Consider the following 25,019-nt stretch of genomic DNA (forward strand, 5'->3'; position numbering starts at 1 on the left):
GGGTGGGGGTGGGGGATTTACCAGCGGGAGAGGCGGGTGGCTAGGACGGTGAGGGCGGCCACGCCGGCGGTGGAGGTACGTAGGACCGAGGGGCCGAGGCGTACCTGGTGGGCGCCGGCCTCGGTGAAGGTGGTCAGCTCTGTCGGGGCGATGCCGCCCTCGGGCCCGACGACCAGGACGATCTCGCCGGTGGCCGGCAGCTCCGCCGCGGTGAGGCGCTCGTCGGCCTCCTCGTGCAGCACGAACGCCGCTGCCGCCCCGGCGATCCGTCTGGCCACCGTGGCGGTCGACTCGTCAGGCGCTCCGGCCACCACCGGCAGCCGCGCCCGGCGGGCCTGCTTGGCCGCCTCCCGGGCCGTCGCCGCCCACTTCGCCCGGGCCCGTACGCCCCGGTCACCGCGCCACTGCACCACCGAGCGGGACGCCGCCCAGGGCACGATCTCGTCCACCCCGACCTCGGTCATCGCCTGCACTGCCAGCTCGCCCCGGTCCCCCTTGGCGATGCCCTGCGCCACGACCAGCCGGGGGACGTCCGCGTCGACGTACCCCCGGGAGGTGATGGTGAGGTCGAGGGTGCCCCGGGCGACGGCGGTGACCACGGCGCCGGCGGTGCCACCCCGGCCGTCGGCGAGCAGCAGCTCCTCGCCGACGCGTACCCGTTGCACGGTGGCGGCGTGGTGCCCCTCGGGGCCGTCCAGGGTGAACTGGTCGGCGGTGGGCAGCGATTCGACCAGGAACAGCGACGCGGACACGACAATCAGGCTAACCGGCCGAGCCTGAGCCGGTCGGGGCTGGTCCCACGATCACCCGACCCCGACCCCGACCCCGACCCCGAGCGGGAGCGGGAGCGGGAGCGCCGGCCCGACCCCGACCGGAGCGACGCGGCAGCGCCGGCCCGACCCCGACCGGAGCGACGCGGCAGCGCCGGCCCGACCCCGACAGCCCGACCCCGACCGGAACGATCAGGCGCGAGCCCGAACGGGCCGGTCAGGCGTGGCCGTTGAAGGCGTCGCGCATCCGGGAGAAGAAACCGCCCTGCTTGCTCAGCTCGGCGACCTCCTCGCCCCGGGTCTTGGCGAAGTCCCGCAGCATCTTCTCCTGGTCGGCGTCGAGCTTGGTGGGGGTACGCACGTCGAGGTGGACGTAGAGGTCGCCCCGGCCGGTGCCGCGCAGGTGCGGTACGCCCCGGGCGCGTAGCCGCAGCGTGCTGCCCGGCTGGGTGCCGGCCTTGACGTCGACGGTCTCCTCGCTGTCCAGCGTCTTGATGGTCAGCCGGGTGCCCAGCGCGGCGGCGGTCATCGGGACGGTGACCCGGCAGTGCAGGTCGTCGCCCTTGCGGGAGTAGACGTCGTGCGGGCGCTCGTGGATCTCGACGTAGAGGTCACCGGCGGTGCCACCACCCGGGCCGACCTCGCCCTGCTGGGCCAGCCGGATGCGCATGCCGTCCTCGACCCCGGCGGGGATCTTCACGGTCAGCGAGCGGCGGGTCCGCACCCGGCCGTCGCCGGCGCAGGTGGGACAGGGGTGCGGGATGGTGGTGCCGTAGCCCTGGCAGACGGTGCACGGGCGGGCCGAGACCACCTGGCCGAGGAAGGTCCGCTGCACCGACTGCACCTCGCCCCGGCCCCCGCACGCCTCGCAGGTCGCCAGGTGGGTGCCGGCTGCGGTGCCCGCCCCGGAGCAGGTGGTGCAGAGCACGGCGGTGTCGACGGTGATCGGGGCCTCGACGCCGAAGGCGGTCTCGTGCAGGTCCAGCTCCAGCCGCAGGATCGCGTCGGCACCCGGCCGGGTACGCGGGCGCGGTCCGCGTGCGCCACCGGCGGCGCCGCCGAAGAAGGCGTCCATGATGTCCTGGAAACCGACGAACGGGCCCGCCCCACCGGGGCCACCCGGGCCGCCGGCACCCCCGCCGCCCGGGGCGAGCGGGTCGCCGCCCAGGTCGACGATCTGCCGCTTCCGATCGTCCGACAGGACCTCGTACGCGGCGTTGATGTCCTTGAACTTCTCCTGTGCCTCCGGGTCCGGATTGACGTCCGGGTGGAACTGCCGCGCCAGCTTGCGGTAGGCGCGCTTGATCTCGTCGTCGGAGGCTTCCCGGCTCACGCCGAGGATGCCGTAGTAGTCCCTGGCCACTGCGTTCCGTGTCCTCATGTTCGTCTCGCGTTGCGCCGGTCGGCGGCCGGAGCCGGCCGTCGGCCCTGACTGGTCAGTTCTGGGCCAGCAGCTCGCCCACGTAGCGTGCCACGGCCCGCACCGTGGCGATGGTGCCGGGGTAGTCCATCCGGGTCGGGCCGAGCACACCCAACCCGCCGACGATGGTGCTGCCCGGGCCGTACCCGGTGCTGACCACCGAGGCGGCGCGGAGGTTGTCGATCTCGTTCTCGTCGCCGATCAGCACCCGGGTGGTGCTCGGCTCGGCCTCGCCGATCAGCTTGAGCAGGACCACCTCCTCTTCGAGCGCCTCCAGGATGGGACGCAGCGAACCCTGGAAGTCGAGCAGGCCGCCCCGGGTGAGGTTGGCGGTGCCGGCCAGCGCCAGCCGCTCCTCGGTGCGCTCGACGAGGGTCTCCAGCAGCACGGTGGAGAGGGTGGTCATGGCACCGCGCAGGTGCGGCGCGGACTCCTCGACAAGCGCCTGGACCAACGGCGGGGTGTCGGACAACCGGCTGCCGACCAGCTTCTCGTTGACCAACCGGCGCAGGTCGGTGACGTCGTCGGCGGGCACCGGCGCGGGCAGCTCGACCAGCCGCTGCTCCACCCGCCCGGTGTCGGCGATCATGACCAGCATCAGCCGGGTGGTGGAGATCGGCACCAGCTCCAGGTGCCGCACCGACGAGCGGGCCAGCGACGGGTACTGCACCACGGCGACCTGCCGGGTGAGCTGCGCCAGCAGGCGCACGGTGCGGTGCACGACGTCGTCCAGGTCGACCGCGCCGACCAGGAAGCGCTCGATGGCCCGGCGCTCGGCCGGGCTGAGCGGCTTGACCCGGGAGAGCCGGTCGACGAAGAGGCGGTAGCCGCGGTCGGTGGGCACCCGGCCGGCGCTGGTGTGCGGCTGCCGGATGTAGCCCTCCTCCTCCAGCACCGCCATGTCGTTGCGGACGGTGGCCGGGGAGACCCCGAGCTGGTGCCGCTCGACGAGCGTCTTGCTGCCGACGGGCTCCTGCGTGGCGACGTAGTCCTCGACGATCGCCCGCAGCACGGCGAGCTTGCGGTCGTCGAGACCCATCTCCCACCTCCTGATGCACGTCGACCGGGGCAGCCGCTGCGCCCGGCAACCGCTCTGGCACTCGACTGTAGCGAGTGCCAGTCTACGACGGCAGTACCGCCGCCGCGATGATCAACGACGGACCGTCGGTGTGGCCGCCCCCGGCGGGCGGCCGGCGCGGTCGCTGACCGAACGTCGAGGCCAACCTCACCAGTGTCGCTCTGGTGCGCCCTTGCCGGCAGCCCCTACCGTGGCGGCATGACTGAACCACCTCGCCCGCCCGGCGCGGGGGACGGCTACCCGCCGGACCCGAACGCTGGCCAGGGCTCGCCATACGAGCCACCCACCGCACCACTGTCCGGTGCCCCGGGGTCGGGCGGGTATCCCCCGCCCGGCGGGTATCCGCCGCCCACCGGTGACCAGCCGCCGTCGGGCGGCTACGGTCCGTCCGGTGGCTACCCGCCGCCGGGCGGCTACCCCCCGGCCGGTGGCGGATATCCGACCGCCGGCGCGTACGGCGCCCCGGCCGGTGGCTACGCCAACAACGAGGACAAGACCTGGGCACTTGTCGCGCACTTCGGCGGTGCCGCCGGTGCGCTGATCAGCTTCGGTCCGCTCGGCTTCGTCGCCCCGCTGATCGCCTACCTGGTACGCGGTCAGCAGTCGCCGGCCGTCCGGGCCCAGGCGCTGGCCGCGCTGAACTTCCAGATCCTCTGGTCGATCATCGCGTTCGTGCTGCTCTTCGTGAGCTGGTGCCTGCTCTTCCTGCCCAGCATCGCGGTCGTGGTGATCCAGATCCTGTTCGGGATCATCGCCGGCATGAAGGCCAACGAGGGGCAGGCCTACCGCTACCCGATGTCCACCAGCTTCATCAAGTGAGCCCCGGTCGGCCGCTCCCCCGGCCGGCCGGGCACCACCCCGGGCCGGGCACCGTCGTGCGCCGGCCCGGCACCGCCACGGACCGGCCCGGGTCGCGCGCTCAGGGCAGCAGGTCGCGGACCACCGCGTCGGCCAGCAGCCGGCCGCGCAGGGTGAGCACTGCCCGCCCCTGCGGATAGGCCGAGGGGTCCAGCAGCCCGGCGTCGCGCGCCCGGGCGGCACCGGCCCGGCCGGCGTCGTCAAGCGCGGCAAGCGGCAACCCGGAGGCCAGCCGCAGCCGCAGCATCACGTCCTCCATGTGCGCCTCGGCCGGGGTGAGGACCTCCCGGGCCAGGCCGGGTGAGTGCCCGGCGGCGAGCCGCTGCGCGTACGTCGTGGGGTGTTTGACGTTCCACCAACGCACCCCGCCGACGTGGCTGTGTGCCCCCGGGCCGAGGCCCCACCAGTCGGCGCCGGTCCAGTAGAGCAGGTTGTGCCGGCACCGGGCGGCCTCGGTGCGGGCCCAGTTGGAGACCTCGTACCAGGAGAAACCGGCCGCGTCGAGGGCTGCCTCCGCGGCCAGGTAACGGTCCGCCGCCACGTCGTCGGAGGGGTACGGCAGCTCGCCGCGCCGCATCCGGGCGGCCAGCCGGGTGCCGTCCTCCACGATCAGGGCGTACGCGCTGACGTGGTCGACCCCGGCGGCCACCACCTGCTCCAGTGAGGCGGCGAAGTCCTCGGCGCGCTCCCCCGGCGTACCGTAGATCAGGTCCAGGTTGACGTGGTCGAACCCGGCGTCGCGGGCCTCCCGGGCGGCCTCGGCGGCCCGGCCGGGGCGGTGGGTGCGGTCGAGGATCGCCAGCACCCCGGGGGCGGCGGACTGCATGCCCAGCGAGATCCGGGTGTAGCCGGCGGCCCGCAGGGTCTTCAGCGACTCCGGGGTGACCGACTCGGGGTTGGCCTCGGTGGTCACCTCGGCGTCGGCGGCCAGCCCCCAGGTGCGGTCGATGCCGTCCAGCAGGCGGGCCAGGTCGTCGGCGGGCAGCAGGGTCGGCGTGCCGCCGCCGACGAAGACCGTGTCCACCCTCGGCGGTCGGGCGTCGCCGAGCACCCGGGCGGCGAGCGCCAACTCGGCGAGCACGGTGTCGGCGTACGACTCGCGGTCGGCACCCCCGCCCAACTCGGCGGCGGTGTATGTGTTGAAGTCGCAGTAACCGCACCGGCTGGCGCAGAACGGCACGTGCAGGTACACGCCGAACCCCCGCGCGCCGACGGCACGCAGCGCGGTGGCGGGCAGCGCACCGTCGACGGGAACGGTCTCACCATCTGGAAGGACGCCGGGCATGGCCACTAGTGTGCCCGGCATGACCTCTCCCGACCGACTCGTGCGGGTCGCCACGGCCCGTGGGGTGACCACCCTCACCCTGGACAGCCCGCACAACCGCAACGCGCTGTCCACCGCGCTGATGACCGGGTTGCTGGCCGGGATCGCCGCGGCGGTCGCCGACGAGGCGGTCCGGGTGGTCGTGCTGGACCACACCGGCCCGGTCTTCTGCTCCGGGGCGGACCTGAAGGAGACGGCGGCGGCGTACGCCAGCGGGTCGGTGCCGGCCGGGATGCTCGGCGACGTGCTGGTGGCGGTCCGGGAGTGCCCGAAGCCGGTGCTGGCGAAGGTGGCCGGGCCGGCGCGGGCCGGTGGGCTCGGCCTGATCGCGGCGGCCGACCTGGCGGTCTGCGCGCAGGAGGCGACGTTCGCCTTCACCGAGGTGCGGATCGGGGTGATCCCGGCGGTCATCTCGGCGACCGTGCTGCCCCGGCTGCACCCCCGGGCCGCCGCCGAGCTGTACCTGACCGGGGACACCTTCGACGGCCGGCGGGCCGCCGAGGTGGGTCTGGTGACCGCCGCCGTGCCGGCCGACGGGCTGGACGCGGCGGTGGCCCGGTACTGCGCCTCGCTGGTCCGGGGAGCGCCTGGCGCACTGGCCGGGACGAAGGAGCTGTTGCGCCGGCCGGCGGCCCCCGACCTGCGGGCGGAGATCGCCGAACTGTCCGCCCGGTCCACCGGCTACTTCCTGTCCGCCGAGGGCCGTGAGGGCGTGACTGCCTTCCGCGAGCGGCGGGACGCGGCCTGGGTACCGACGGATTGAGCTGGTTTCTTCTGATTACGCGCGGGAACGTGAACCAGTCGACCGACCCGGGCTCCCAGAATGACGACGTAGGCTGGCTCCGACCCTGAAACAGGAGGTGCGGGTGCGAACACGGACATTCGTGGCAGCCGGTGTGGTGGTGGCGGTGCTCGCCATGCTCGGGGTCTGGGGAGTCCGTCAGCTCGGCGGTCAGCTTCGGCTGCCCACCGCCAGCCGCACCTGCACCGTGCAGGCCGACGGCACCGTGAAGTTGGACGCCGACCAGATGGCCAACGCGGCCACCATCGCCGCGATCGGCATGCAGCGGCAGATGCCCGAGCGGGCCGTGGTGGTCGCGCTGGCCACCGCGTACCAGGAGTCGGGGCTGCGCAACCTCGCCCACGGTGACCGGGACTCGCTCGGCCTGTTCCAGCAGCGACCCAGCCAGGGCTGGGGCACCCCGGACCAGATCCGCGACGAACGGTACGCGGCCAACCGGTTCTACAAGGCGCTGAAGAAGGTCCGTGGCTGGGAACGGATGGAGGTCACCGACGCCGCCCAGGCGGTGCAGCGGTCGGCGTACCCGCAGGCCTACCAGAAGTGGGCGGACGAGTCGCAGGTGCTGGCGCGGGCCCTGTTCGGTGAGGCGACCGGCGCGGTGGCCTGCACGGTCGGGCGTACCCCGGTGATGCGCGGGCAGGCGGCGACCGCCGAGCTGACCCGCGGCCTGACCCTGGACTGGGGGTTGCCCGGTGCCGGCGCGGTGGCCGAACTGACCGACGTGACGGTGCCCGCCGCGGACGCCCGCGACGGCTGGCGGTACGCGCACTGGCTGGTCTCGCACGCCCCCGACCACGGGGTGAAGCGGGTCCGCTTCGGCGGCCTGGAGTGGACCGCCGACAACGGCCGGTGGGCGAAGGTCGCCGACGGCCGGGCCGCCGAGCCCCGGGTGCTGGCCGAGGTCTTCGCCGACCGCACCTGACCGCCCGGTCGGCGGGCCGGTGCGGTCAGCCGGCGACGTTCAACCGGCGACGGACCTTCTCCATCGTCGGCGCGGGCAGTTCGGAGGCGGTGAGCAGCCGGGGCAGCAGCTCCGGTTCCAGGCTCATGGCCCGGAACACCTCGCCGATGGTGACCCCGTGCGCCGGCCGGTCCACCACCTCGACCGGGTCGCCGGCGCCGACCTCACCTTCGCGCAGCACCCGCAGGTACGCCCCGGGCGCGGCCCGGACGGTGAACCGCTTGATCAGGTCGGGCACCCCCCAGAAGCCGGCGAAGGTCATGCACGGGGTGCGCGGTTTGGTGACCTGGAGCAGCGCCGAGCCGACCGCCCAGCGTTCGCCGACCACCGCGCCGGTCACGTCCACCGCCCAGGTGGTCAGGTTCTCGCCGAAGCCGCCGGGGCGGACGTCCCGGCCCAGCTCGGCCGCCCACCATTCGGCGTCCTCCTGCGCGTAGGCGTAGACCGCCTGGTCGGGGCCGCCGTGGTGGGCCCGTTCGCCGATGAAGTCGCCGGCCACCCCGCCGGTACGCAGCGGCACCGGGCCGTCGGCCGGCCGCTTGTCGATGCCGCTGCGCCCGCTCGCGCCGCCCGCCCACTGCGCCTCGGTCACCACGCCGAGATTCACCGCCGTCACCCTGCCCGTCATCGGCCCAGCCTACGACGACCACCCGCCGACGACGGCCCCGCGCCTCAGCCCTTGACCGCGCCGGCCACCAGGCCGGAGACCATCCGCCGCTGCACCAGCAGGAAGAAGACGATCACCGGCAGGGTGAAGAGCGTGGAGGCCGCCATCACCGAACCCCAGGCGGTGTCGTCCCGACCGAAGAAGAAGGTCATCGCCACCGGCAGGGTGTACCGGCTCTGGTCGTTGACGAAGGTCAGCGCGAAGATCAGCTCGTTCCAGGCGGTGATGAAGGAGAAGATGCTGGTCGCCACCAGGCCTGGCGCGACAAGCGGAAAGAGGACCTTCCGGAAGATCTGCGACCGGCTCGCCCCGTCGATCGCGGCGGCCTCCTCCAGTTCCTTCGGCACCGCCGCGACGAAGCCGCGCAGCATCCACACCGCGAACGGCAGCGAGAAGCCCAGGTAGGTCAGGATCAGGCTGGGCAGGGTGTTGTAGAGGCCGAGCCGCTGGATCATCAGGAACAGCGGGATGACCAGCGCCTCCAGCGGGATCATCTGGACCACCAGCAGCATGATCAGGAAGGTGGTCCGCAGCCGGAACCGGAACCGGGCCACCGCCGTCGCGGCCAGCAGCGCCACCAGGCCGCTGAGCACGACCGTGCTCCCCGCGACAAGCACGCTGTTGAGCAGGAAGTCGCCGAAGGTCACCCCCGGGATCAGGTTGCCGGTGAGGATCTCCCGGTAGTGCTCCAGGGTCGGGTGGGCCGGCACCGGCCGGGGGGTGGCCGAGAAGATCTCCCGGTTCGGCTTCAGCGAGGTGGCGACCATCCAGTAGACCGGGAACGCGGCGAAGAGCGCCACCAGCAGGCCCGCGCCGTTGAGGGCGACCTTCTTCACGACCCGTCCTCCTGCCTGAGCACCATCCGGACGTACAGGCCGGTCACCAGCAGCAGGATCAGCGTGAGGATGACCGCGACGGCCGAACCCACGCCGTACTTCGGCGGCGGCGAGAACGCCTCGGCGTACGAGTAGATGGCGAGCATGAACGTCGGCCGGTCCTGGGTGCCGCCGGCCAGCACGAACTGTTGGGTGAACACCTTGAAGTCCCAGATGGTGGAGAGCACCACCAGGATGCCGAAGACCGGCCGCAGCAGCGGGAAGGTGATCTTCCAGAACACCGTCCACGGGCCGGCCCCGTCCACCCGGGCCGCCTCGTGCAGCTCGCTCGGCACACTCTTGAGCCCGGCGAGCACACTCACCGCGATGAACGGGAACGAGTGCCAGACCACCACCAGGGTCAGGATCGCCAAGAACAGCAGCGGCGAGTTGAACCAGCCGTAGCCGGACCAGTCGGTGCGCCCGAAGAGCGCCTGCGACAGCCCGTCCGGCAGGGCGTTGAACGCCCAGGTGACCAGGCCGGAGGTGTCATCGAAGATCCACTTCCAGACGATCGTGCCGGTCAGCGCCGGGGTGGCCCAGGCCAGCATCACGCAGCTGGCCACGAAGGTGGCCATCCTGCGGCCGAGCCGGTGCAGCAGCAGCCCGACCAGGGTGCCCAGCACCATCGTCAGCAGCACGTTCGCCGCCGCGAAGAGCACCGTGTTGCGCAGCACCGTACGGAAGAACGGGTCGCCGAGGATCTGGGTGTAGTTGGCCCACCCGACGAACGGCCATTCGCGGTCGCCGCGCAACTGCCGGACGTTGTCCAGCTTGAAGAACGACATCGCCACCACCTGGCCCAGCGGCCAGAGCAGCAGCACCCCGATGACCACCAGGCAGGGCAGCAGGAGCAGGTACGGCAGGCGGTCCACCCGGCGTCGCCGCCGTACGGGGGTCTCCCGCGCGGCGGCCGCCCCGGTGCGCTCGGTCAGGGTGCTCACTTGGCGTTGAGGATGCTTTCCATCTCGGCGGCGGCGTCGGCGGTGGCCTGCTCGACCGACTTCTGACCCTTGATGACCGAGCTGTTCATCGCCTGGGTGACCGTTCGGGTCCGGCTGACCTCCACCCACTTCGGAGTCAACGGGGTCACCCGGGTGCGTTGCATGGTGCTGGCGAACGCCGCCATCAGCTTGTCGTCGGCGTAGTCGCCGCCCCGGACGAGGTCGGCGTAGACCGGGAAGAAGCCGAGACTGCCGGCGAAGGTCTGCGCGTTCTTCTTGTTCAGCAGCACGGTCAGGTAGTCCCAGGCCAGGTCCTGCCGCTTGCTGTCGCGCCAGAGGGCGAGGTCGGAGCCGCCGGCGAAGGCCGGGGCCGGCCTGCCGTCCGGGCCGGGGATCGGGAACGTGCCCCAGACCTTCTCGATCTCGGGGTTGTCCTTCTTGATCGCGCCGGCCTGCCAGCTTCCGGCGAAGGCCATCGCCGCCTTGCCGGTGGCGAACTGGGTGCGGGCGTCGATCTCGTTCCAGGCGGCGGCGGCGGGCGGGGCGACCTTGTGCACGGTCACCAGGTCGGTCCAGAACTTCACCGCCTGCTGTGCCTGGGGGCTGGTGTAACCGGACTTCCAGGTGCCGCCCTGGTCGGTGGCGATCTCGCCCCCGGCACCCCAGAGGAAGGAGTAGAAGGGCAGCTCGGAGTTGCCGGGCAGGGCGATGCCGTAGGTGCCGGGCTTCTTGGCCTGCACCGCCTTGGCGACCGAGACCAGTTCGTCCCAGTTCTTCGGCGGCTGCACGCCCGCCTCGGCGAACCAGTCGGTGCGGTAGTAGATGGCGCGCACGCCGGCGTACCAGGGGACGCCGTACTGCTTGCCGTCGAGTTGGGCGTTGCGCACCAGGTCCGGCAGGACGTCCTTGCCGTCGGCCCAGTCGCCGAACCGGCCGGAGACGTCGGCGAGGGCCTCCTGGGCCGCCCAGCCCTGGGTCTCGGTGTTGCCCAGCTCGGTGACGTCCGGGCCCTCGCCGCCGGCGAGCGCCGCCTGGAACTTCTTCGGCGCCTCCAGCCAGGGGACGTACTGGACCACCACGTCGGTGTCGGGGTGCCGCTGTTGGAACTCGGTCTCGACGCCGTCGAGGAACGCCGTCTGGGCGGCGCTGCCCTCGCCCATCATCCAGACCGTCAGCTTGCTGTCGTCGGCGGCTTCGTCGTCGCCTGAACCACCGCAGCCGGCGAGCACCATCGCGGCCGAGGCCACGACGGCGGTGACCGGAGCCAGCCGTTTCCACCTGTTCACGCCACTTCTCCCTCGCGCCGTCCGGCACTTACCTTCTTAGCCGCACCCTAGTAGGAAAATTTCCTTTACGACAGGGGGCGGTTCCCGTCCCGGCCGGCAGACCGTCGCCGATGGTGACGGCGGGTGCCGCGAGGGTGCCGACGGCGGCCGCCGCGGATGCCCGGCGAGGCGACCGTATCGCAGGCGGAGGCCCCTGAGGAGGGCCTACGACGGCCCTGTCGGGCTCGAACCGTGGACACGAGGACAAGCGGATGCCCACCCCCCGAACCGGGGAGCGGGCATCCGCTTGGTGGTACGTGCCGACCGGTCACCGACCGGCGGACGGGTCAGCGGTGGCTGACGCCCCGACGCCGGCCAACACCGGCCACCAGGGCCACGGCGATGGCGGCGACGACGACCTGCACCAGCAGCTCGGTCCAGTCGATACCGGCGGTCTCCGTGGCGATGCCCATCGCCCGGGCCAGCACGGTGCCCAGCAGCGCGGCGCCGACACCGATCAGCAGGTGCATCCAGATCGGCATGTTCTGACGACCCGGCACGACCAGGCGGCCCAGCGCGCCGACGATGAGGCCGACGACGAGCGCGGTGATGATGCCCCAGACGGTGAACTCCACGACCGTCCTCCTTCTTCTGTCGATATGTCATTCGATGAGTTGTTGTTGCTGTGGTGATCGATAAGGTTCCCGAAGCGGAGAATCGCGAAACCGGTTCCGGTAACGATCCGGTCTAGATCCCACTACCGGCGGTCGATCCCTCCGGCCGGCTGCGGCGGCGCGGGACGAGCCCCCTCCGGTCAGCTGCGGCGACGCGGGACGAGCTGCACGGCGGGAAGGCCGGTGGCGACCACGGTCGGGACAGACGCGAGCGGGCGCCCGACCCCGAGGGGTGCGGGCGCCCGCTGAGCGGTACGGCTGTTACCGGTGGGAGACGCCGCGGCGACGACCCACGCCGGCCACCAGGGCCACGGCGATGGCGGCGACGACGACCTGCACCAGCAGCTCGGTCCAGTCGATACCGGCGGTCTCCGTGGCGATGCCCATCGCCCGGGCCAGCACGGTGCCCAGCAGCGCGGCGCCCACGCCGATCAGCAGGTGCAGCCAGATCGGCATGTTCTGGCGGCCCGGCACGACCAGACGGCCCAGAGCGCCGACGATGAGACCAACAACGAGCGCGGTGATGATGCCCCAGACGGTGAACTCCACGGTCGCCCTCCTCCTCAAGATTGAGTCACACGGTATGTGTGGTTCCTGTCGTGAGAGCTAGGTTCCCGACCGGCCGGAAACCCAAACCGACTCACCGCCACACTTGTCGCCGAACGTCGATGCGACGACGGTGCGTCGGTTTACCGACCGTCGATGTCCGCCCAGCTCAGCGGGGGTGCATCGGCCCGTGCGAGCAACACCGGGACACAAAAAAATCACCCGTACGCCAGGGAGGCAGGGCCCCGCCTACTTCTTGCCGGCCGGCTTGGCGTCGCCGGAATCCGAGGAGAGCGCGGCGATGAAGGCCTCCTGGGGGACCTCCACCCGGCCCACCATCTTCATCCGCTTCTTGCCCTCCTTCTGCTTCTCCAGCAGCTTGCGCTTACGGCTGATGTCACCGCCGTAGCACTTGGCGAGCACGTCCTTGCGGATGGCGCGGATGGTCTCCCGGGCGATCACCCGGCTGCCGATCGCCGCCTGGATCGGCACCTCGAACTGCTGGCGCGGGATCAGGTTGCGCAGCTTCGCCGCGATCGACGTGCCGTAGTTGTAGGCCTTGTCCTTGTGCACGATGGCGCTGAACGCGTCCACCGGCTCACCGTGCAGCAGGATGTCCACCTTGACCAGGTCGGACGCCTGCTCGTCGGAGGGCTCGTAGTCAAGCGAGGCGTAGCCCTTGGTGCGGCTCTTCAACTGGTCGAAGAAGTCGTAGATGATCTCGGCGAGCGGGAGGGTGTAGCGCAGCTCCACCCGGTCGGCGGAGAGGTAGTCCATGCCGAGCAGGCTGCCCCGCCGGCCCTGGCACAGCTCCATCACCGCACCGACGTAGTCGTTCGGGGTGAGCACGGTGGCCCGCACGACCGGCTCGTACACCTCGGCGATCTTGCCGGTGGGGTACTCGCTCGGGTTGGTCACCACGATCTCCTGGCCGTCGTCGGTGATGGCCCGGTAGACCACGTTCGGGGCGGTGGAGATCAGGTCGAGGTTGTACTCCCGTTCCAGCCGCTCCCGGATGATCTCCAGGTGCAGCAGGCCGAGGAAGCCGCAGCGGAAGCCGAAGCCCAGCGCCCCGGACGTCTCCGGCTCGTAGTCGAGGGCGGCGTCGTTGAGCTTGAGCTTGTCCAGCGCCTCACGCAGGTTGGGGTAGTCCGAACCGTCGATCGGGTAGAGGCCGGAGTAGACCATCGGCCTCGGGTCCTTGTAGCCGCCGAGGGCCTCGGTCGCCGGCCGGGAGTTGATGGTGACGGTGTCACCGACCCGGGACTGCCGGACGTCCTTCACCCCGGTGATCAGGTAGCCCACCTCGCCGACGCCGAGCGCGTCGGCCTTGACCATCTCGGGCGAGATGACGCCGATCTCCAGCAGCTCGTGCACCGCGGCGGTGGACATCATCTTGATCCGGTCCCGGGCGCTGATCCGGCCGTCGATCACCCGGACGTAGGTGACCACGCCCCGGTACACGTCGTAGACCGAGTCGAAGATCATTGCGCGGGCGGGGGCGTCGGCGTCGCCGACCGGCGCGGCGAACTGCCGGACGATCTCGTCGAGCAGGTGCGGCACCCCGACCCCGGTCTTGCCGGAGACCCTGATGCAGTCGGCCGGATCACCGCCGATCAGGTGGGCCAGCTCCTCGGCGTACTTCTCGGGCTGGGCGGCCGGCAGGTCGATCTTGTTGAGCACCGGGATGATCCGCATGTCGTTCTCGAGCGCCAGGTAGAGGTTGGCCAGCGTCTGCGCCTCGATGCCCTGCGCGGCGTCGACAAGCAGCAGCGCGCCCTCGCAGGCGGCCAGCGACCGGGACACCTCGTAGGTGAAGTCCACGTGACCCGGGGTGTCGATCATGTTCAGGACGGCCTGCTCACCGACCCGCTCGCCCTCCCGGATGGTCCACGGCATCCGGACGGCCTGGCTCTTGATGGTGATGCCGCGTTCACGCTCGATGTCCATCCGGTCGAGGTACTGCGCGCGCATCTGCCGGGGGTCGACCACGCCGGTGAGCTGCAACATCCGGTCGGCCAGAGTCGACTTCCCGTGGTCGATGTGGGCGATGATGCAGAAGTTCCGGATGCGCGCCGGGTCGGTGGCACCAGGAGCGTTCGCGCCGGGATCGAGCGTCGGTGGCACAGCGGTCCGTTCTGGTCGGCTGACGTGAGCGGGCCGACGCGCCGCCGGCCCCCTCTATGTTCCCACGTCGCTCCGAACCCGGTCCGGTCACTCCTCGGGTGGCTCGACGAAGAGGGCCGCGAGCTTCGGGAGCCGACGGCGGGCCTCCTCCTCGTCGTCGAAGTCCCAGAAGTCGTTCAGGTCGGGCACCGGCACCCTGTCGCGCTCCGCCGGCAGGTCGCTGGCGGTCGCCTTCCGGTACGCGTCCCACGGCACCGCCAGCATGTCCTCGCACTCGAACTCCTCGCCGCTGAGCGCGGCCGACCGGACCCGGGGCAGCTCGGCCAGCGAGTCCGGAGCCGCCACCGCCGCGGCGAAGACCGCCCGGCCCTGGGTCATCAGCCAGCCCCGGAAATACTCGAACCCGTCGTCGGAGGCACCCCCGTTGATGAGGTACGCCGCTCCCCACAGGTCCACCCGGTAGGAGGCCGCCAACACCCGTTGCTGATGGTGTGCGTACCCGACGATGTCCTCCGGGGTGCGCTCGGCGAGCAGCGCGACCGCCCGGGCGGCGACCGCGTCCGCCTCTCCCCCGGCCCCGCTCCGGGCCTGGTCGATCAACTGCCAGAACTCATCGGTCCTCATGGCCCCGCAGTCTCCCAGACCCCGGCCCGGCTCGGGCCGAACCCGTCCCCCGCCCACCTCGGGCCGAACCGGTCCGACCCTCGGGACGTTCCCGACCTCGGGACGTTCCCGACCTCGGGTCGGACCGGGCGAGCCGATCTCGGGCCGGACCGGGCACGATGAGGGGGTGTCCGCGACGCTGCCGCCGTACCACGAGACCGCCGTGCGACCCGACTGGCGTGACCTGCCCGACGGCCTGCGGGAAGCGGTCACCGCCCGACTCGGCGCGACGGTGGTCACGGCCCGGACCGCCACCGCGGGTTTCACCGGCGGCTTCGCCGCCGTGCTGGAGACGGCCGCCGGCAGCCGGGTCTTCGTCAAGGCCGCCGACCTGACCCGCCAACGGCATCTGGCCGACTGGTACGCCCGGGAGCTGGCCGTCCTCGACCGGTTGCCGGCCGGCCTGCCGGTCCCCCGCCCTCGCTGGGCGCTCGACGCGGCCGGCTGGTACGCGGTCGGCCTGGACGCCCTCGACGGGCGGACACCCCGACTGCCCTGGGATCCGACCGAGCTGACCGCCGTGCTCGACGGGTACGCCGAGGTCGCCGCCGCGCTGGCCGACCCGCCGCCCGCGCTGGCCGCGCTCGGCCTGCCCCGGCTGGCCGACCTGGCCCGCTCCGACATCCTCTGGTGGGGTGAGGTGGCCGCCGGGCGCGAGCCGACACCCCCGCTTCCCCCGCAGGCCCGCCACCGGCTGCCCGACCTCGTCGCGCTGGAATCCCGGCTGCCCGGGTACGCGGCGACCGCGCCCGGCCTGGTCCACGGCGATCTGCGGGTGGACAACGTGCTGCTGGACCCGGCCGGGCGGGCCTGGTTCTGCGATTGGAACTGGCTCTGCCACGGCCCGGCCTGGTTCGACCTGGCCGGGCTCCTGATCACCGGGTACGCCGACGAGGGGGACCTGGACGCGATCTTCGCCGGTCATCCAGCAGCGGTCGGTGCCCCACCCGACGCCCTGGACGTGACGCTGGCGGCCCTCTCCGGCTACTACCTCACCGCCGCCGGACCACCACCGACCGCTGACCGACCACCAGCCGCCGGCCTGTCACCGGCCGCCGGCCGACCCCCAGTCTCCGACCTGCCACCGGCCCTCAGCCCGGCACCGACGGTCGACACGTCGTCTGGTGACGATGCCGCCGGGCCAGATTCGGCAGGGGCGTCTCCGCTGTTGTGGGCGCACCGTCGGTTCAGCGGGGAACAGGCGCTCAGCTGGCTCGCCGCCCGCCAGGGCTGGCGCTGACCCGCCGCGTCCCGGAGCCCCCGCCTCCCCGCCCGCTGCTTCTCTGCCCGCTGCTTCTCTGCCCCCGCCTCCCCGCCCGCTGCCTCTCTGCCATGCCACTTCCCGGGCCCTGCCGTTTCCGCACCCGCCGCGTCACGGTCTGGTCGCCGCCCGGTGAGGTGGGGGTGGGCGCTTTGGTTCCTCCCCGCGGACCTGGTAGCCTGGGTTTTCGCGTGGCGATGACGCATGCTCGTCGCGCGCGGAAGTGCAGACCAAACCGAGCTATCAAGACGAGGCTGTCGCGTGGCGAACATCAAGTCCCAGATCAAGCGCAACCGGCAGAACGAGAAGCGCCGGCTGCGTAACAAGTCGGTCAAGTCGTCGCTGAAGACCGCCATCCGGAAGTTCCACGAGGCTGCGGAGGCCGGTGACGCCGAGAAGGCCACCGTCCTGATGCGTGACGCCGCCCGTAAGCTTGACAAGGCCGCCAGCAAGGGCGTCATTCACGCCAACCAGGCGGCCAACCGGAAGTCGGCCATCTCGAAGCGCGTCGGCTCGCTCTCGGCCTGACCGAGCGACCCAAACCTGACCGTAAGCCCCGGGGCAGCGCCCCCGGGGCTTACGGCTGTCCACCGCTCGGACGCCGATATCCCACCCGTCTCGTCTCGGACATCATGTCCGCACCCAGCAAACGCCCCGCCTCAGGATCGCCTGTTTCCTGGTTGTAGTGGCCTCGTTGCACCTTGGATGCCACTACAACCAGGATCGAGCGCGATCTGGTGCGGCCCAGGCTCTGTCCCCGTCCACGGAACGGCCCTGATCACGGCGGAGGCGGCCTACTTCACAGTGGGTGCCGGGAGGTACCCGGGGGTGGGAGATCAGCCGGCTCCCACGGTGGACACGGGGTGGCGACCACCACGCCGGACGGGACGCTCGGCACCTGGGCCCGCCCGACCACCGGCTCGACCTGCCGCCGGTACCGGTCCCGTTCCTGCTCCGGTACCAGCGCCGCCGAGTGGACCACCCGCTCGGCAACCACGTCGTTGAGTTTCACCATGACGGCCACCGCCAGCGGCAGCACCGGGACCGCCCACCAGCTCACCAGCTCGGCCAGGGCGAGCAGCACCGCGAGCGCCACCGCTCCTTCGAAGAAGACGAAACAGAGCACCCCACCGGGGTTGACGAAGCGCAGGCCGAGCAGCCGGGCGTAGAGCGGCCGATACCGTTGATCATCTGTCGGCATGGTGGACCACCCCCTCCGGCTATGCCCGGTCACCGGACGGGCCGGGTCAGCCACCCGACGGGCCGGGTCAGCCACCCGACGGGCCGGGTCAGCCACCCGACGGGCCGGGTCAGCCACCCGACGGGCCGCGCCGGTCACCTGGTGCTGCCTCGCCGGGCGGCGGCGACCGAGAAGACCGCCTTCTCCAGCGCGTACCCCCGATCGTCGGCGCCGCCCTTGACCGCCGCGTTGCATTCCGCTGCCGCCCGCATCGCCTCGACCAGGCCCTCCGGCGTCCACCCCCGGGCCCGCTGCTGAGCATTCTTGATCTTCCAGGCGGGCATGCCGAGGGTGCTGGCCAGCTGGTACGGATCGCCCCGGCCGGCGGCGGCGACCCGCGCCACCGTCCGGACCCCGTCGGCGAGGGCGTCGGCGATCGGCACCGGATCGACCCCGACGTGTAGCGCCCAGCGCAGTGCCTCCAGGGCGGCGGGGACATCGCCGATCATCGTGGCGTCGGCGACCGTGAAGCCGCTCACCTCGACTCTGCCCCGGTAGTAGCGGGCCACCGTCTCCGCGCCGATCCGCCCGTCGGTGTCCGCGATCAGCTGCGAACAGGCGGCAGCGAGCTCCCGCAGGTCGGTCCCGACGGCAGCGATCAGCGCATCGGCCGCGTCGTCGGTGCACTTTCCGCCGCCCCTGCGGATCTCGTCGCGGACGAATGCCACCCGCTCACGGTGCCCCTTGAACTTCGCTGCCGGGACGACCGTCGCACCGGCGGCGCGCAGCCCGTCCGCGAACGCCTTGCCCTTGCCCCCGCCCAGGTGCAGCACCACCAGCTGGACGTCCGGATCGGGGTTCTTCGCGTAGCCGAGCAGCGCGGTGACCAGGTCTTTACGGGCGTCCTGGGCGGACCGGAGCACCAGCACCCGCCGCCCACCGAACAGCGACGGGCTGAGCATCTCGTCGATTTCGCCCACCGCCAACGCCCCGGCCTGGTACTCCCGGACGTCGACGTCCGGGTCGACGCCACGGGCTTTCGTCACGGCGTCGGTCACCGCGCGCGTGGCGAGCAACTCCTCGTCGCCGAGGACGAGCAGAATAGGAGCAAGGTCGACGCCGGTCACGTCGCTCATCTTGGCACGGCCGGCAGGGGATCGGGTCTGCTCGTCGGCGACCGCGACGGCCCACCCCGCACTCAGCGCAAATATGGACATTTACCATTTTTATTGGACTAAGGTCGCGATGCATCGCAGGGTGCAGTGCGCCGTCGGTCACCTGCGGCCGGGTGGCAGACCTCGCTCGACCACCGCCAGTCGACCGCCGGCCCGGACCACCACCGCCACGTCGCCGTCGGTGTCGGTACGCAGCACCCGTGTGCCGGACCGGACGAGCCGGTCGAGGATCACCGGGCTGGGATGCCCGTAGTCGTTGTCGACCCCCACCGGCACCAGCGCCACGGCCGGCCGTACCGCGTCGAGGAAACCCGGATCCTGGTACGCGCTGCCGTGGTGGGCCACCTTGAGCACCTCGGCCCGCAGCGTCTCCGGCGGAACCCGGTCCAGCAGTGCCCGCTGCTCCTCCGTCTCCGCATCCCCCGGCAGCACGATGCGTACGCCGGCCACCGAGGCCCGTAGCACCAGCGAGTTGTTGTTCGGGTCGGACCGGGTGCCCCGCATGGGATGGGGCGGCCCGAGAACGACAAGGTCGACCCCCGCGGACCGGTACGACCAACCGGCCGCCGGCACCACCCGCCTGGCGGTCCCGACGGCGGCCGTCACCAGTTCCAGACCCGCCGCCGGCTCGGCCATCGCCGGGGTGAGCACCATGGCCACCCGCCGGCCCCGCGACACCCCGGCGACACCACCCACATGGTCAGCGTGGAAGTGGCTCACCACCAGCAACGACACCTCTCGTACCCCGAGCCGGCGCAGGCAACCGTCCACCGCCGATGGTTCCGGGCCGGCATCCACCACCACCGCCCGGCCGGACGTCACCGGTAGCACGATGGCATCGCCCTGGCCGACGGCACAGGCCACCACCACCCAGCCCTCCGGCGGCCACCCGCTGGCGATCAGCCGGACCGGGAGGGCGCCCAGCACCACCGCCACCGCGCCGACCGCCACCAGCCGACGAACCAGCGGACGGCGGACCGCCAGCAGCAGCCCCAGCGTCAGCCCGGCCAGCAGCATCGCGCCCGGGACCCCACCCGGCCAGGGCAGGGTGCCCGCCGGTAGCCGGGCCCCGACCCGGGCCACGGTGACCAGCCACCAGGCCGGCCAGCTCGCCAACCAGGCGGCGAATCCGGCCCCGGCCGGCCACACCGGCGAGACGACGGCCGCCGCCACCCCGAGCACGGTGGCCGGGGCGATCGCCGGCACCACCAGCAGGTTGGCCGGCACCGCCACCAGGCTCACCGTGCCGGAGATGCCTGCCACCACCGGCCCGCAGGCGAGCTGGGCCGCCGCCGGGACGGCCAGTGCCTCGGCCAACCCCGCCGGTACGCCCCGGCGGCGCAGCCCGTCCCGCCAGCCGGGGGCGAGCAGCAGCAACCCACCGGTGGCCAGGACGGACAGCGCGAAACCGGCGTCCCCGGCCAACTCCGGGTCGACAAGCACCAGCACGGCCACCGCCGCGGCCAACGCCGGCAGCGTCGCCCGGGGACGCCCGACGGCCAACGCGGCCAGCCCGATCGCCCCCATGGTGGCCGCCCGCACCACGCTGGGCGAGGGGCGGACCAGGACGACGAAGCCGATCAGTGCCAGCCCACAGAGAACCGCCGCCAGCCGGGGGCCCGCCCGGGCCCAGCGGGCCAGCAACAGCACCGCACCGACCACGATCGCCACGTTCGAGCCGGACACCGCGTTGAGATGGGTCATCCCGGTGGCCCGGAAGTCTTCCTCCACGGTGGCCGGCAGTCGACTGGTGTCGCCGACGACCAGGCCGGGCAGCAGGCCGCCCTGCTCGGGTGGGAGCGGTGCGCACGCCCGGTGCAGACCTGCCCGCAGGGTGCCGGCGGCGCGTTGGAGCCACGGCGGGGGCCCGTGCCGGACCGGCGGACCGGTCACGGTCAGCACGGCCGCGGTGAGATCGCCGCCCCGGGGGGCGGCCAACCGGCCCTGGGCGGTCAGCCGCTGCCCGGGCAGCAGTCCCCGCCAGGCCGGGTCGGTGGCGAGCACGAGCAGGCGTACCGGAACCCGCAGGCGGTGGCCCTCGGGGTCGGTGAGCGCGGTCAGTTCCGCCGTGACGAGCAGGGTCGCCGGTCGGCCGGGTGCCCCGCGTACCGGACGGGGATCGTCGCGGAGCACCAGGCCGGCGGTGACCCGGGCCCGGTCGTCGACCAGGGCGCGCAGCGGGGCGGCATCGCGGACGTGCAGGCGGGCCGCGGTGACGGTGCTGCCACAGACCACCCCGAGCAGTACGGCGACGGCGATCCAGCCGTGCCGTCGGACCGGCGTGGTCGGGTTGCCCAGCATCGCGAGGAGATGCGCGGCGAGCAGGGCGGCGAGGACAGCGGCGCTGACGGCGAGCAGGACCGCCGTCCGGGCGGTGAGGTGCAGGCAGGTCAGCGCCGCCAACCAGGCGGCCACCGTCAGCCCGGCCAGGCGCAGGTCGGGAGCCCGGTCGGCGGCGACCGCGCCGTCCAGGATCGGGCCGCCGGTCACACCGTCACCAGGTCCTTGAGCTGTTCGTACCGGGCGTCGCCGATGCCGTCGACCTGGCGCAGGTCGCCTACGCTGCGGAAGCCGCCCTGCTGGTCGCGGTGGGTGAGGATGCGTTGGGCGAGCACCGGGCCGACCCCGGGCAACGCGTCGAGCTGCGCCAACGTGGCGGTGTTGAGGTTGACCCGGCCACCCGGCACCACCCCGCCCGCCGCCGGCCCGGCCGGGGCACCACCTTCCCCGGCGGCACCGGGTGGTGCGGTGACCCCGACCAGGACCAACTCCCCGTCGGCCACCTTCCGGGCCGGGTTGAGCAGCGCCACGTCCACCCCGGGCAGGGCACCGCCGGCCGCTTCGACCGCGTCGGCGACCCGCGCCCCCGCCGGCACCCGGACGAGCCCGGGACGGCGTACCTTGCCGGCCACCGCCACCACCAGCTCACCGGTCGGCTTCGGGGCCGGGCCCGATGCAGGCCCGCCGGAGGACTCCGGCCCGGCCACCGTCGGCGCCGAGCGCACCGGCTCGGCCTGCGGGCGGGACCGCCAGGCCCAGAACGCCGCGCCGAGCACCACGACCACCGCCACGGCGGCCAACGCCCGGACGCCGCGCCGGCCGGGGTCGAAGACACCGGGCCCGGACAGGTGGCCGCCGGCGAGCGTGTCGTCCCCATCGGGGTGGTACGCCCGGTCGAGGCCGGGTTGCCCGGCCCGAGCGGGGTGGACGGCCTCGACGTCACGCGGCCGGTCGGCGTCGAGAGAACCGGGATCACGAAGGCCGGGGTCAGCGGGCGGGCGGAGGGGCGGCACGTCACCCGCCCGGTCCTGCGGCGGTGCGCGGTGCCCGGCCCGCCGGCCCGCCGGACGCTGTGGGTGGGCTGGCGGGGTTGGGGACCCCGTCGGCCACTCCGCCGTCGACAACCCGTCCGTCAGCCGGTGCAGCCGTCGCCGCACCACGGTCTCCTCGTCCTCTGACACGGCGTGAGGCTAGGACGGCGGACGGCTCCCCTTCAGTCGTCGGGAGGTCGGCTGTGGACAACGGCGCCCGTTGTGGACAACCGCCTGATCATGCCCCGATCTGCTATGGCGGACACCGCCCGGTCACCCGGCCCGGGTCACCACTCGCGACAGCAGGCCGGAAGGAAGCGTCAGGAGGATTCCGGGTCGAGGCCGAGCGCCGACCGGCCGCCGTCGACCGGCAGGGTGACCCCGTTGAGGAAGGCCGCCCGCCGCCCGTCCCGCCTCAGTCCGGCCGGCGGTGGACCACGACGCTGGCCAGGCCCGGTCCGGCGTGGGCGGCGACCACCGCGCCGGCCTCGGAGACGTACGTGTCGTGCAGGCGGTCACCGAGCCGGGCGGTGAGCACCTCGACCAACTGCTCCGCGCGTTGCGGGGCGGCGAGGTGGTGCACCCCGAGGTCCACGTCGGCGTCGGCGGCGGCCTCGACCGCCAGGTCGACCAGGCGGGCCACTCCCCGACTGGCGGTGCGCACCTTGTCGCGTACCACGATCGTGCCGTCCCGCATGTGCATGATCGGCTTCACCGACAGGGCGGTGCCGAGCAGCGCCTCCGCCGCGTTGATCCGACCGCCCCGGCGCAGGAACTCCAGCGTGTCGACGTAGAAGAAGATGGTGGTCCGGTCGACGGCGGCCAGCGCCGCGGCGCGTACCCCGGTCAGGTCGGCACCGGCCTCGGCGGCCGCGGCGGCGGCGAGCACCGGGAACCCGAGCCCCATGCCGGTGGCCCGGCTGTCGACCACCTCGACGCGGTCACCGACCTCGGCGGCGGCGAGCCGGGCCGCCTCCACCGTGCCGGACAGCTCGGCCGACAGGTGCACCGACAGCACCCCGTCCGCGCCCTCGGCCAGCAGCCGCCGGTACGACGTGACGAACTGCGCCGGGGACGGCCGGGACGTGCTCACCGAGACCCGCCGGCCGCCGAGCACCCGGGTGGCGTCGGCGGGGAAGGTCTCCACCCCCTCCAACCCCTCCGCACCGTTGAGCACGACGGTCAACGGCACCACGGTCAGCCGGTGCGCCCGCACCGGCCCGGGTGGAAGGTAGGCGGTGGAGTCGGTGACGACCGCGACGGGCATGCCCGGCACGCTAGCCGATGCCGGGACCGCCCGCCCGCGCCGGCACCGGCAGTGCTGGCAGGTCCCGGTCGCGCCGGCACCTGCAGTCCGGCGTTCGGGCAGCCGACTCAGACCGGTTCGGTCTGCGCCGGCCGGGTGATCGGGCCGACGTTGTGGGCGCGCAGGTGCCAACCCCGGACGTCGTTGCGCCGCAGTTCGGTCCAGTGGCAGTTGGCCAGCGAACCGATGCTGCGCAGCACGGAGTGGTCCCAGTCGAGCAGGTGACCGACGCCCTGCCGGGCCGCGCCGCCGTGGGTGGCGACCACGACGGTGCCACCGTCGGCCAGCTCGGCGGCGGCCAGCAGCGCCTCGCCGACGCGCTTGCCGAGGTCGTCGAGGGGTTCGATGCCCGCTCCCGGGTCCGGGTCGCCGGCCCGCCAGCGGGCGTACTCGCCGGGGAACCGGTCGGCGGCATCGGTCAGGGCCAGGCCCTGCCACTGCCCGAAGTGCCGTTCCCGCAGCCGGGCGTCGGAACGTACCGGATGACCGGTGAGCTGGCCGAGCGCGGCGGCGGTGTCGGCGGCGCGGCGGAGGTCGGAGGCGACGACGACGTCCGGACGCAGCGCCGCGAGCAGCGGCGCGGCAACCCGGGCTTGATCCCGACCGAGGTCGTTGAGGGGTACGTCGGTCTGTCCCTGGACCCGGCCGGTGGCGTTCCAGTCGGTGTTGCCGTGCCGCCAGACGATCAGGCGGGTCATTCGGCGGCGGAACCGGCGGCGTCGGCGTCGACCAGGTCACGGTCGACGAACGGGAGCTGGGGGCAGTCCTTCCAGAGCCGGTCGAGGGCGTAGAACTCGCGCTCCTCGGTGTGCTGGACGTGGACCACCATGTCGACGTAGTCGAGCAGCACCCAGCGGCCACCCCGCTCGCCCTCGCGGCGCAGCGGCTTGGCCTTCTCGGGCAGCTCCAGCAGACGCTCCTCGATGGCATCGACGATGGCCATCACCTGACGCTCGTTCGGCGCCGAGGCGACCAGGAACACGTCGGTGATGGCAAGCTGCTCACCCACGTCGATGAGGACGATGTCCTGCGCCTTCTTGTCGGCCGCAGCCTGGGCGGCGGCCATCGCCAGCTCGTGAGCGCGTTCGGAAACTGTCACCGTTCTCCTTCGATCAACCGTGCGACCCTCCAAGCGTCTCACATCCGGCGGACAGACGACTTGTCAGTTCTGGCCGGTTTCGGGGACGAAATGGCTACTACCGGGCACTATCCCTGCTGGTAGAGCCGGCGTTTCGCGATGTACTGCACCACACCGTCGGGCACCAGGTACCAGACCGGCTCGCCGCGGCCCACCCGGTCGCGACAGTTGGTCGAGGAGATCGCCATCGCCGGCACCTGCACCAGGCTGACCGTGTCGGCGGGCAGGTGCTCGTCGGTCAGCGCGAAGCCGGGCCGGGTCACCCCGATGAAGTGGGCAAGCGCGAAGATCTCGTCCAGGTCCTTCCAGGAGAGGATCCGCTCCAGCGCGTCGGCGCCGGTGATGAAGTGCAGCTGCGCCTTTGGGCCGTACTCGTGGTGCAGGTCACGCAGGGTGTCGACGGTGTAGGTGGGGCCGCCGCGGTCGATGTCGACCCGACTGACCTGGAACCGGGGGTTGGAGGCGGTGGCGATCACCGTCATCAGGTAACGGTCCTCGGCCGGGCTGACCGGGGTGTCCGCCTTCTGCCACGGCTCACCGGTCGGCACGAAGACCACCTCGTCCAGGCCGAACCGGTCCGCCACCTCGCTGGCCGCCACCAGGTGGCCGTGATGGATCGGGTCGAAGGTGCCGCCCATGATGCCGATCCGCCGGATGTCGTCCTCCACCCGATG

Annotated in this window: 25 protein-coding genes; 5 read left to right on the top strand and 20 right to left on the bottom strand. The window is 72.7% G+C overall.

The annotated features are described in order from the left end of the window. Positions 1 to 17: 17 nt before the first annotated feature. From AC0AIB_RS18280 to hrcA, 3 genes are all read right to left on the bottom strand, one after another. Positions 18 to 752: a 16S rRNA (uracil(1498)-N(3))-methyltransferase gene (locus tag AC0AIB_RS18280; RefSeq protein ID WP_328343837.1), complete on the bottom strand. Its 735-nt coding sequence runs from the start codon at positions 750 to 752 to the stop codon at positions 18 to 20. Between the two features lie 235 nt (positions 753 to 987). Continuing rightward, positions 988 to 2,133 carry a molecular chaperone DnaJ gene (gene dnaJ, locus AC0AIB_RS18285; protein ID WP_282274015.1) on the bottom strand — a complete coding sequence of 382 codons (1,146 nt, stop codon included), beginning with the start codon at positions 2,131 to 2,133 and terminating at the stop codon, positions 988 to 990. Positions 2,134 to 2,206: 73 nt separating this feature from the next. Next, a complete protein-coding gene (gene hrcA, locus AC0AIB_RS18290; protein WP_328343835.1) occupies positions 2,207 to 3,229 on the bottom strand; it encodes a heat-inducible transcriptional repressor HrcA in 1,023 nt (340 codons plus the stop codon). A gap of 237 nt (positions 3,230 to 3,466) precedes the next feature. On the opposite strand from hrcA, the gene AC0AIB_RS18295 reads away from it, so the two are divergent. Continuing rightward, a complete protein-coding gene (locus AC0AIB_RS18295; RefSeq protein ID WP_328343833.1) occupies positions 3,467 to 4,087 on the top strand; it encodes a DUF4870 domain-containing protein in 621 nt (206 codons plus the stop codon). A 100-nt stretch (positions 4,088 to 4,187) separates the two neighbouring features. Here the strand turns inward: AC0AIB_RS18295 and hemW are convergent, their stop codons facing one another. Then, entirely contained in the window at positions 4,188 to 5,411 is a 1,224-nt protein-coding gene (hemW, locus tag AC0AIB_RS18300; protein ID WP_328348690.1) for a radical SAM family heme chaperone HemW, read from the bottom strand. Positions 5,412 to 5,430: 19 nt separating this feature from the next. On the opposite strand from hemW, the gene AC0AIB_RS18305 reads away from it, so the two are divergent. Together AC0AIB_RS18305 and AC0AIB_RS18310 are read left to right on the top strand one after the other, a co-directional pair. After that, entirely contained in the window at positions 5,431 to 6,213 is a 783-nt protein-coding gene (locus AC0AIB_RS18305) for an enoyl-CoA hydratase-related protein (protein ID WP_328343831.1), read from the top strand. A 97-nt stretch (positions 6,214 to 6,310) separates the two neighbouring features. Next, a complete protein-coding gene (locus AC0AIB_RS18310) occupies positions 6,311 to 7,174 on the top strand; it encodes a hypothetical protein (protein ID WP_328343829.1) in 864 nt (287 codons plus the stop codon). A gap of 25 nt (positions 7,175 to 7,199) precedes the next feature. Here AC0AIB_RS18310 and AC0AIB_RS18315 read toward each other — a convergent pair whose 3' ends face one another. The 8 genes from AC0AIB_RS18315 to AC0AIB_RS18350 all read right to left on the bottom strand — a co-directional run bounded on the left by AC0AIB_RS18315 (position 7,200) and on the right by AC0AIB_RS18350 (position 14,935). After that, positions 7,200 to 7,841, bottom strand: coding sequence for an MOSC domain-containing protein (locus AC0AIB_RS18315; RefSeq protein WP_328343827.1), 642 nt, complete (start codon positions 7,839 to 7,841; stop codon positions 7,200 to 7,202). A gap of 44 nt (positions 7,842 to 7,885) precedes the next feature. After that, positions 7,886 to 8,716, bottom strand: coding sequence for a carbohydrate ABC transporter permease (locus tag AC0AIB_RS18320; protein WP_328343825.1), 831 nt, complete (start codon positions 8,714 to 8,716; stop codon positions 7,886 to 7,888). Continuing rightward, positions 8,713 to 9,699, bottom strand: coding sequence for a carbohydrate ABC transporter permease (locus AC0AIB_RS18325; RefSeq protein ID WP_328343823.1), 987 nt, complete (start codon positions 9,697 to 9,699; stop codon positions 8,713 to 8,715). Before AC0AIB_RS18325 ends, AC0AIB_RS18320 begins: the two co-directional genes overlap by 4 nt. Then, the gene (locus AC0AIB_RS18330) at positions 9,696 to 10,985 is read right to left on the bottom strand and encodes a sugar ABC transporter substrate-binding protein (RefSeq protein WP_465097123.1); all 1,290 of its coding nucleotides are present in this window, start codon (positions 10,983 to 10,985) and stop codon (positions 9,696 to 9,698) included. The genes AC0AIB_RS18325 and AC0AIB_RS18330 overlap by 4 nt, the downstream gene beginning before the upstream one ends. A gap of 326 nt (positions 10,986 to 11,311) precedes the next feature. Continuing rightward, the gene (locus AC0AIB_RS18335) at positions 11,312 to 11,599 is read right to left on the bottom strand and encodes a GlsB/YeaQ/YmgE family stress response membrane protein (protein ID WP_328343819.1); all 288 of its coding nucleotides are present in this window, start codon (positions 11,597 to 11,599) and stop codon (positions 11,312 to 11,314) included. A 300-nt stretch (positions 11,600 to 11,899) separates the two neighbouring features. Next, positions 11,900 to 12,187 (bottom strand): GlsB/YeaQ/YmgE family stress response membrane protein, encoded by a 288-nt coding sequence (locus AC0AIB_RS18340; RefSeq protein ID WP_328343817.1) that lies wholly within the window; start codon positions 12,185 to 12,187, stop codon positions 11,900 to 11,902. 246 nt (positions 12,188 to 12,433) lie between these two features. Then, on the bottom strand, positions 12,434 to 14,311 hold the full coding sequence (gene lepA, locus AC0AIB_RS18345) for a translation elongation factor 4 (RefSeq protein WP_328343815.1): 1,878 nt from the start codon (positions 14,309 to 14,311) through the stop codon (positions 12,434 to 12,436). A gap of 87 nt (positions 14,312 to 14,398) precedes the next feature. Beyond that, the gene (locus tag AC0AIB_RS18350) at positions 14,399 to 14,935 is read right to left on the bottom strand and encodes a DUF4240 domain-containing protein (RefSeq protein WP_328343814.1); all 537 of its coding nucleotides are present in this window, start codon (positions 14,933 to 14,935) and stop codon (positions 14,399 to 14,401) included. Positions 14,936 to 15,101: 166 nt separating this feature from the next. Between AC0AIB_RS18350 and AC0AIB_RS18355 the strand changes: the two genes are divergently transcribed. Both AC0AIB_RS18355 and rpsT read left to right on the top strand, forming a co-directional pair. Next, positions 15,102 to 16,214, top strand: coding sequence for an aminoglycoside phosphotransferase family protein (locus tag AC0AIB_RS18355; RefSeq protein ID WP_328343812.1), 1,113 nt, complete (start codon positions 15,102 to 15,104; stop codon positions 16,212 to 16,214). Positions 16,215 to 16,496: 282 nt separating this feature from the next. Continuing rightward, a complete protein-coding gene (gene rpsT, locus AC0AIB_RS18360) occupies positions 16,497 to 16,763 on the top strand; it encodes a 30S ribosomal protein S20 (protein WP_091238600.1) in 267 nt (88 codons plus the stop codon). A 271-nt stretch (positions 16,764 to 17,034) separates the two neighbouring features. Here the strand turns inward: rpsT and AC0AIB_RS18365 are convergent, their stop codons facing one another. The 8 genes from AC0AIB_RS18365 to nadD form a co-directional block, all read right to left on the bottom strand. Continuing rightward, the gene (locus AC0AIB_RS18365; RefSeq protein WP_465097136.1) at positions 17,035 to 17,469 is read right to left on the bottom strand and encodes a hypothetical protein; all 435 of its coding nucleotides are present in this window, start codon (positions 17,467 to 17,469) and stop codon (positions 17,035 to 17,037) included. Between the two features lie 101 nt (positions 17,470 to 17,570). Continuing rightward, a complete protein-coding gene (holA, locus tag AC0AIB_RS18370; protein WP_465097137.1) occupies positions 17,571 to 18,551 on the bottom strand; it encodes a DNA polymerase III subunit delta in 981 nt (326 codons plus the stop codon). Between the two features lie 138 nt (positions 18,552 to 18,689). Beyond that, positions 18,690 to 21,080, bottom strand: coding sequence for a ComEC/Rec2 family competence protein (locus tag AC0AIB_RS18375; protein ID WP_465097124.1), 2,391 nt, complete (start codon positions 21,078 to 21,080; stop codon positions 18,690 to 18,692). Next, on the bottom strand, positions 21,077 to 22,051 hold the full coding sequence (locus AC0AIB_RS18380; protein WP_465097125.1) for a ComEA family DNA-binding protein: 975 nt from the start codon (positions 22,049 to 22,051) through the stop codon (positions 21,077 to 21,079). The genes AC0AIB_RS18375 and AC0AIB_RS18380 overlap by 4 nt, the downstream gene beginning before the upstream one ends. Before the next feature lie 265 nt (positions 22,052 to 22,316). After that, positions 22,317 to 23,168 (bottom strand): DegV family protein, encoded by an 852-nt coding sequence (locus tag AC0AIB_RS18385; protein ID WP_328343805.1) that lies wholly within the window; start codon positions 23,166 to 23,168, stop codon positions 22,317 to 22,319. A gap of 107 nt (positions 23,169 to 23,275) precedes the next feature. Continuing rightward, a complete protein-coding gene (locus AC0AIB_RS18390; RefSeq protein WP_465097126.1) occupies positions 23,276 to 23,905 on the bottom strand; it encodes a histidine phosphatase family protein in 630 nt (209 codons plus the stop codon). Next, positions 23,902 to 24,306, bottom strand: a complete 405-nt coding sequence (gene rsfS, locus AC0AIB_RS18395) for a ribosome silencing factor (RefSeq protein ID WP_328343802.1) — start codon at positions 24,304 to 24,306, stop codon at positions 23,902 to 23,904. The genes AC0AIB_RS18390 and rsfS overlap by 4 nt, the downstream gene beginning before the upstream one ends. Positions 24,307 to 24,413: 107 nt before the next feature. Then, positions 24,414 to 25,013 carry a nicotinate-nucleotide adenylyltransferase gene (nadD, locus tag AC0AIB_RS18400; RefSeq protein WP_328343800.1) on the bottom strand — a complete coding sequence of 200 codons (600 nt, stop codon included), beginning with the start codon at positions 25,011 to 25,013 and terminating at the stop codon, positions 24,414 to 24,416. Between the last annotated feature and the right edge of the window lie 6 nt (positions 25,014 to 25,019).

Source organism: Micromonospora sp. DSM 43699, from assembly GCF_055517075.1.

Excerpts from the sequence above, each read along its gene's own strand:
- AC0AIB_RS18315 (WP_328343827.1), bottom strand. The coding sequence starts at position 7,841 with ATGACGGGCAGGGTGACGGCGGTGAATCTCGGCGTGGTGACCGAGGCG.
- AC0AIB_RS18350 (WP_328343814.1), bottom strand. The coding sequence starts at position 14,935 with ATGAGGACCGATGAGTTCTGGCAGTTGATCGACCAGGCCCGGAGCGGG.
- AC0AIB_RS18390 (WP_465097126.1), bottom strand. The coding sequence starts at position 23,905 with ATGACCCGCCTGATCGTCTGGCGGCACGGCAACACCGACTGGAACGCC.
- hemW (WP_328348690.1), bottom strand. The coding sequence starts at position 5,411 with ATGCCCGGCGTCCTTCCAGATGGTGAGACCGTTCCCGTCGACGGTGCG.
- AC0AIB_RS18295 (WP_328343833.1), top strand. The coding sequence starts at position 3,467 with ATGACTGAACCACCTCGCCCGCCCGGCGCGGGGGACGGCTACCCGCCG.
- AC0AIB_RS18305 (WP_328343831.1), top strand. The coding sequence starts at position 5,431 with ATGACCTCTCCCGACCGACTCGTGCGGGTCGCCACGGCCCGTGGGGTG.
- holA (WP_465097137.1), bottom strand. The coding sequence starts at position 18,551 with ATGAGCGACGTGACCGGCGTCGACCTTGCTCCTATTCTGCTCGTCCTC.
- AC0AIB_RS18385 (WP_328343805.1), bottom strand. The coding sequence starts at position 23,168 with ATGCCCGTCGCGGTCGTCACCGACTCCACCGCCTACCTTCCACCCGGG.
- hrcA (WP_328343835.1), bottom strand. The coding sequence starts at position 3,229 with ATGGGTCTCGACGACCGCAAGCTCGCCGTGCTGCGGGCGATCGTCGAG.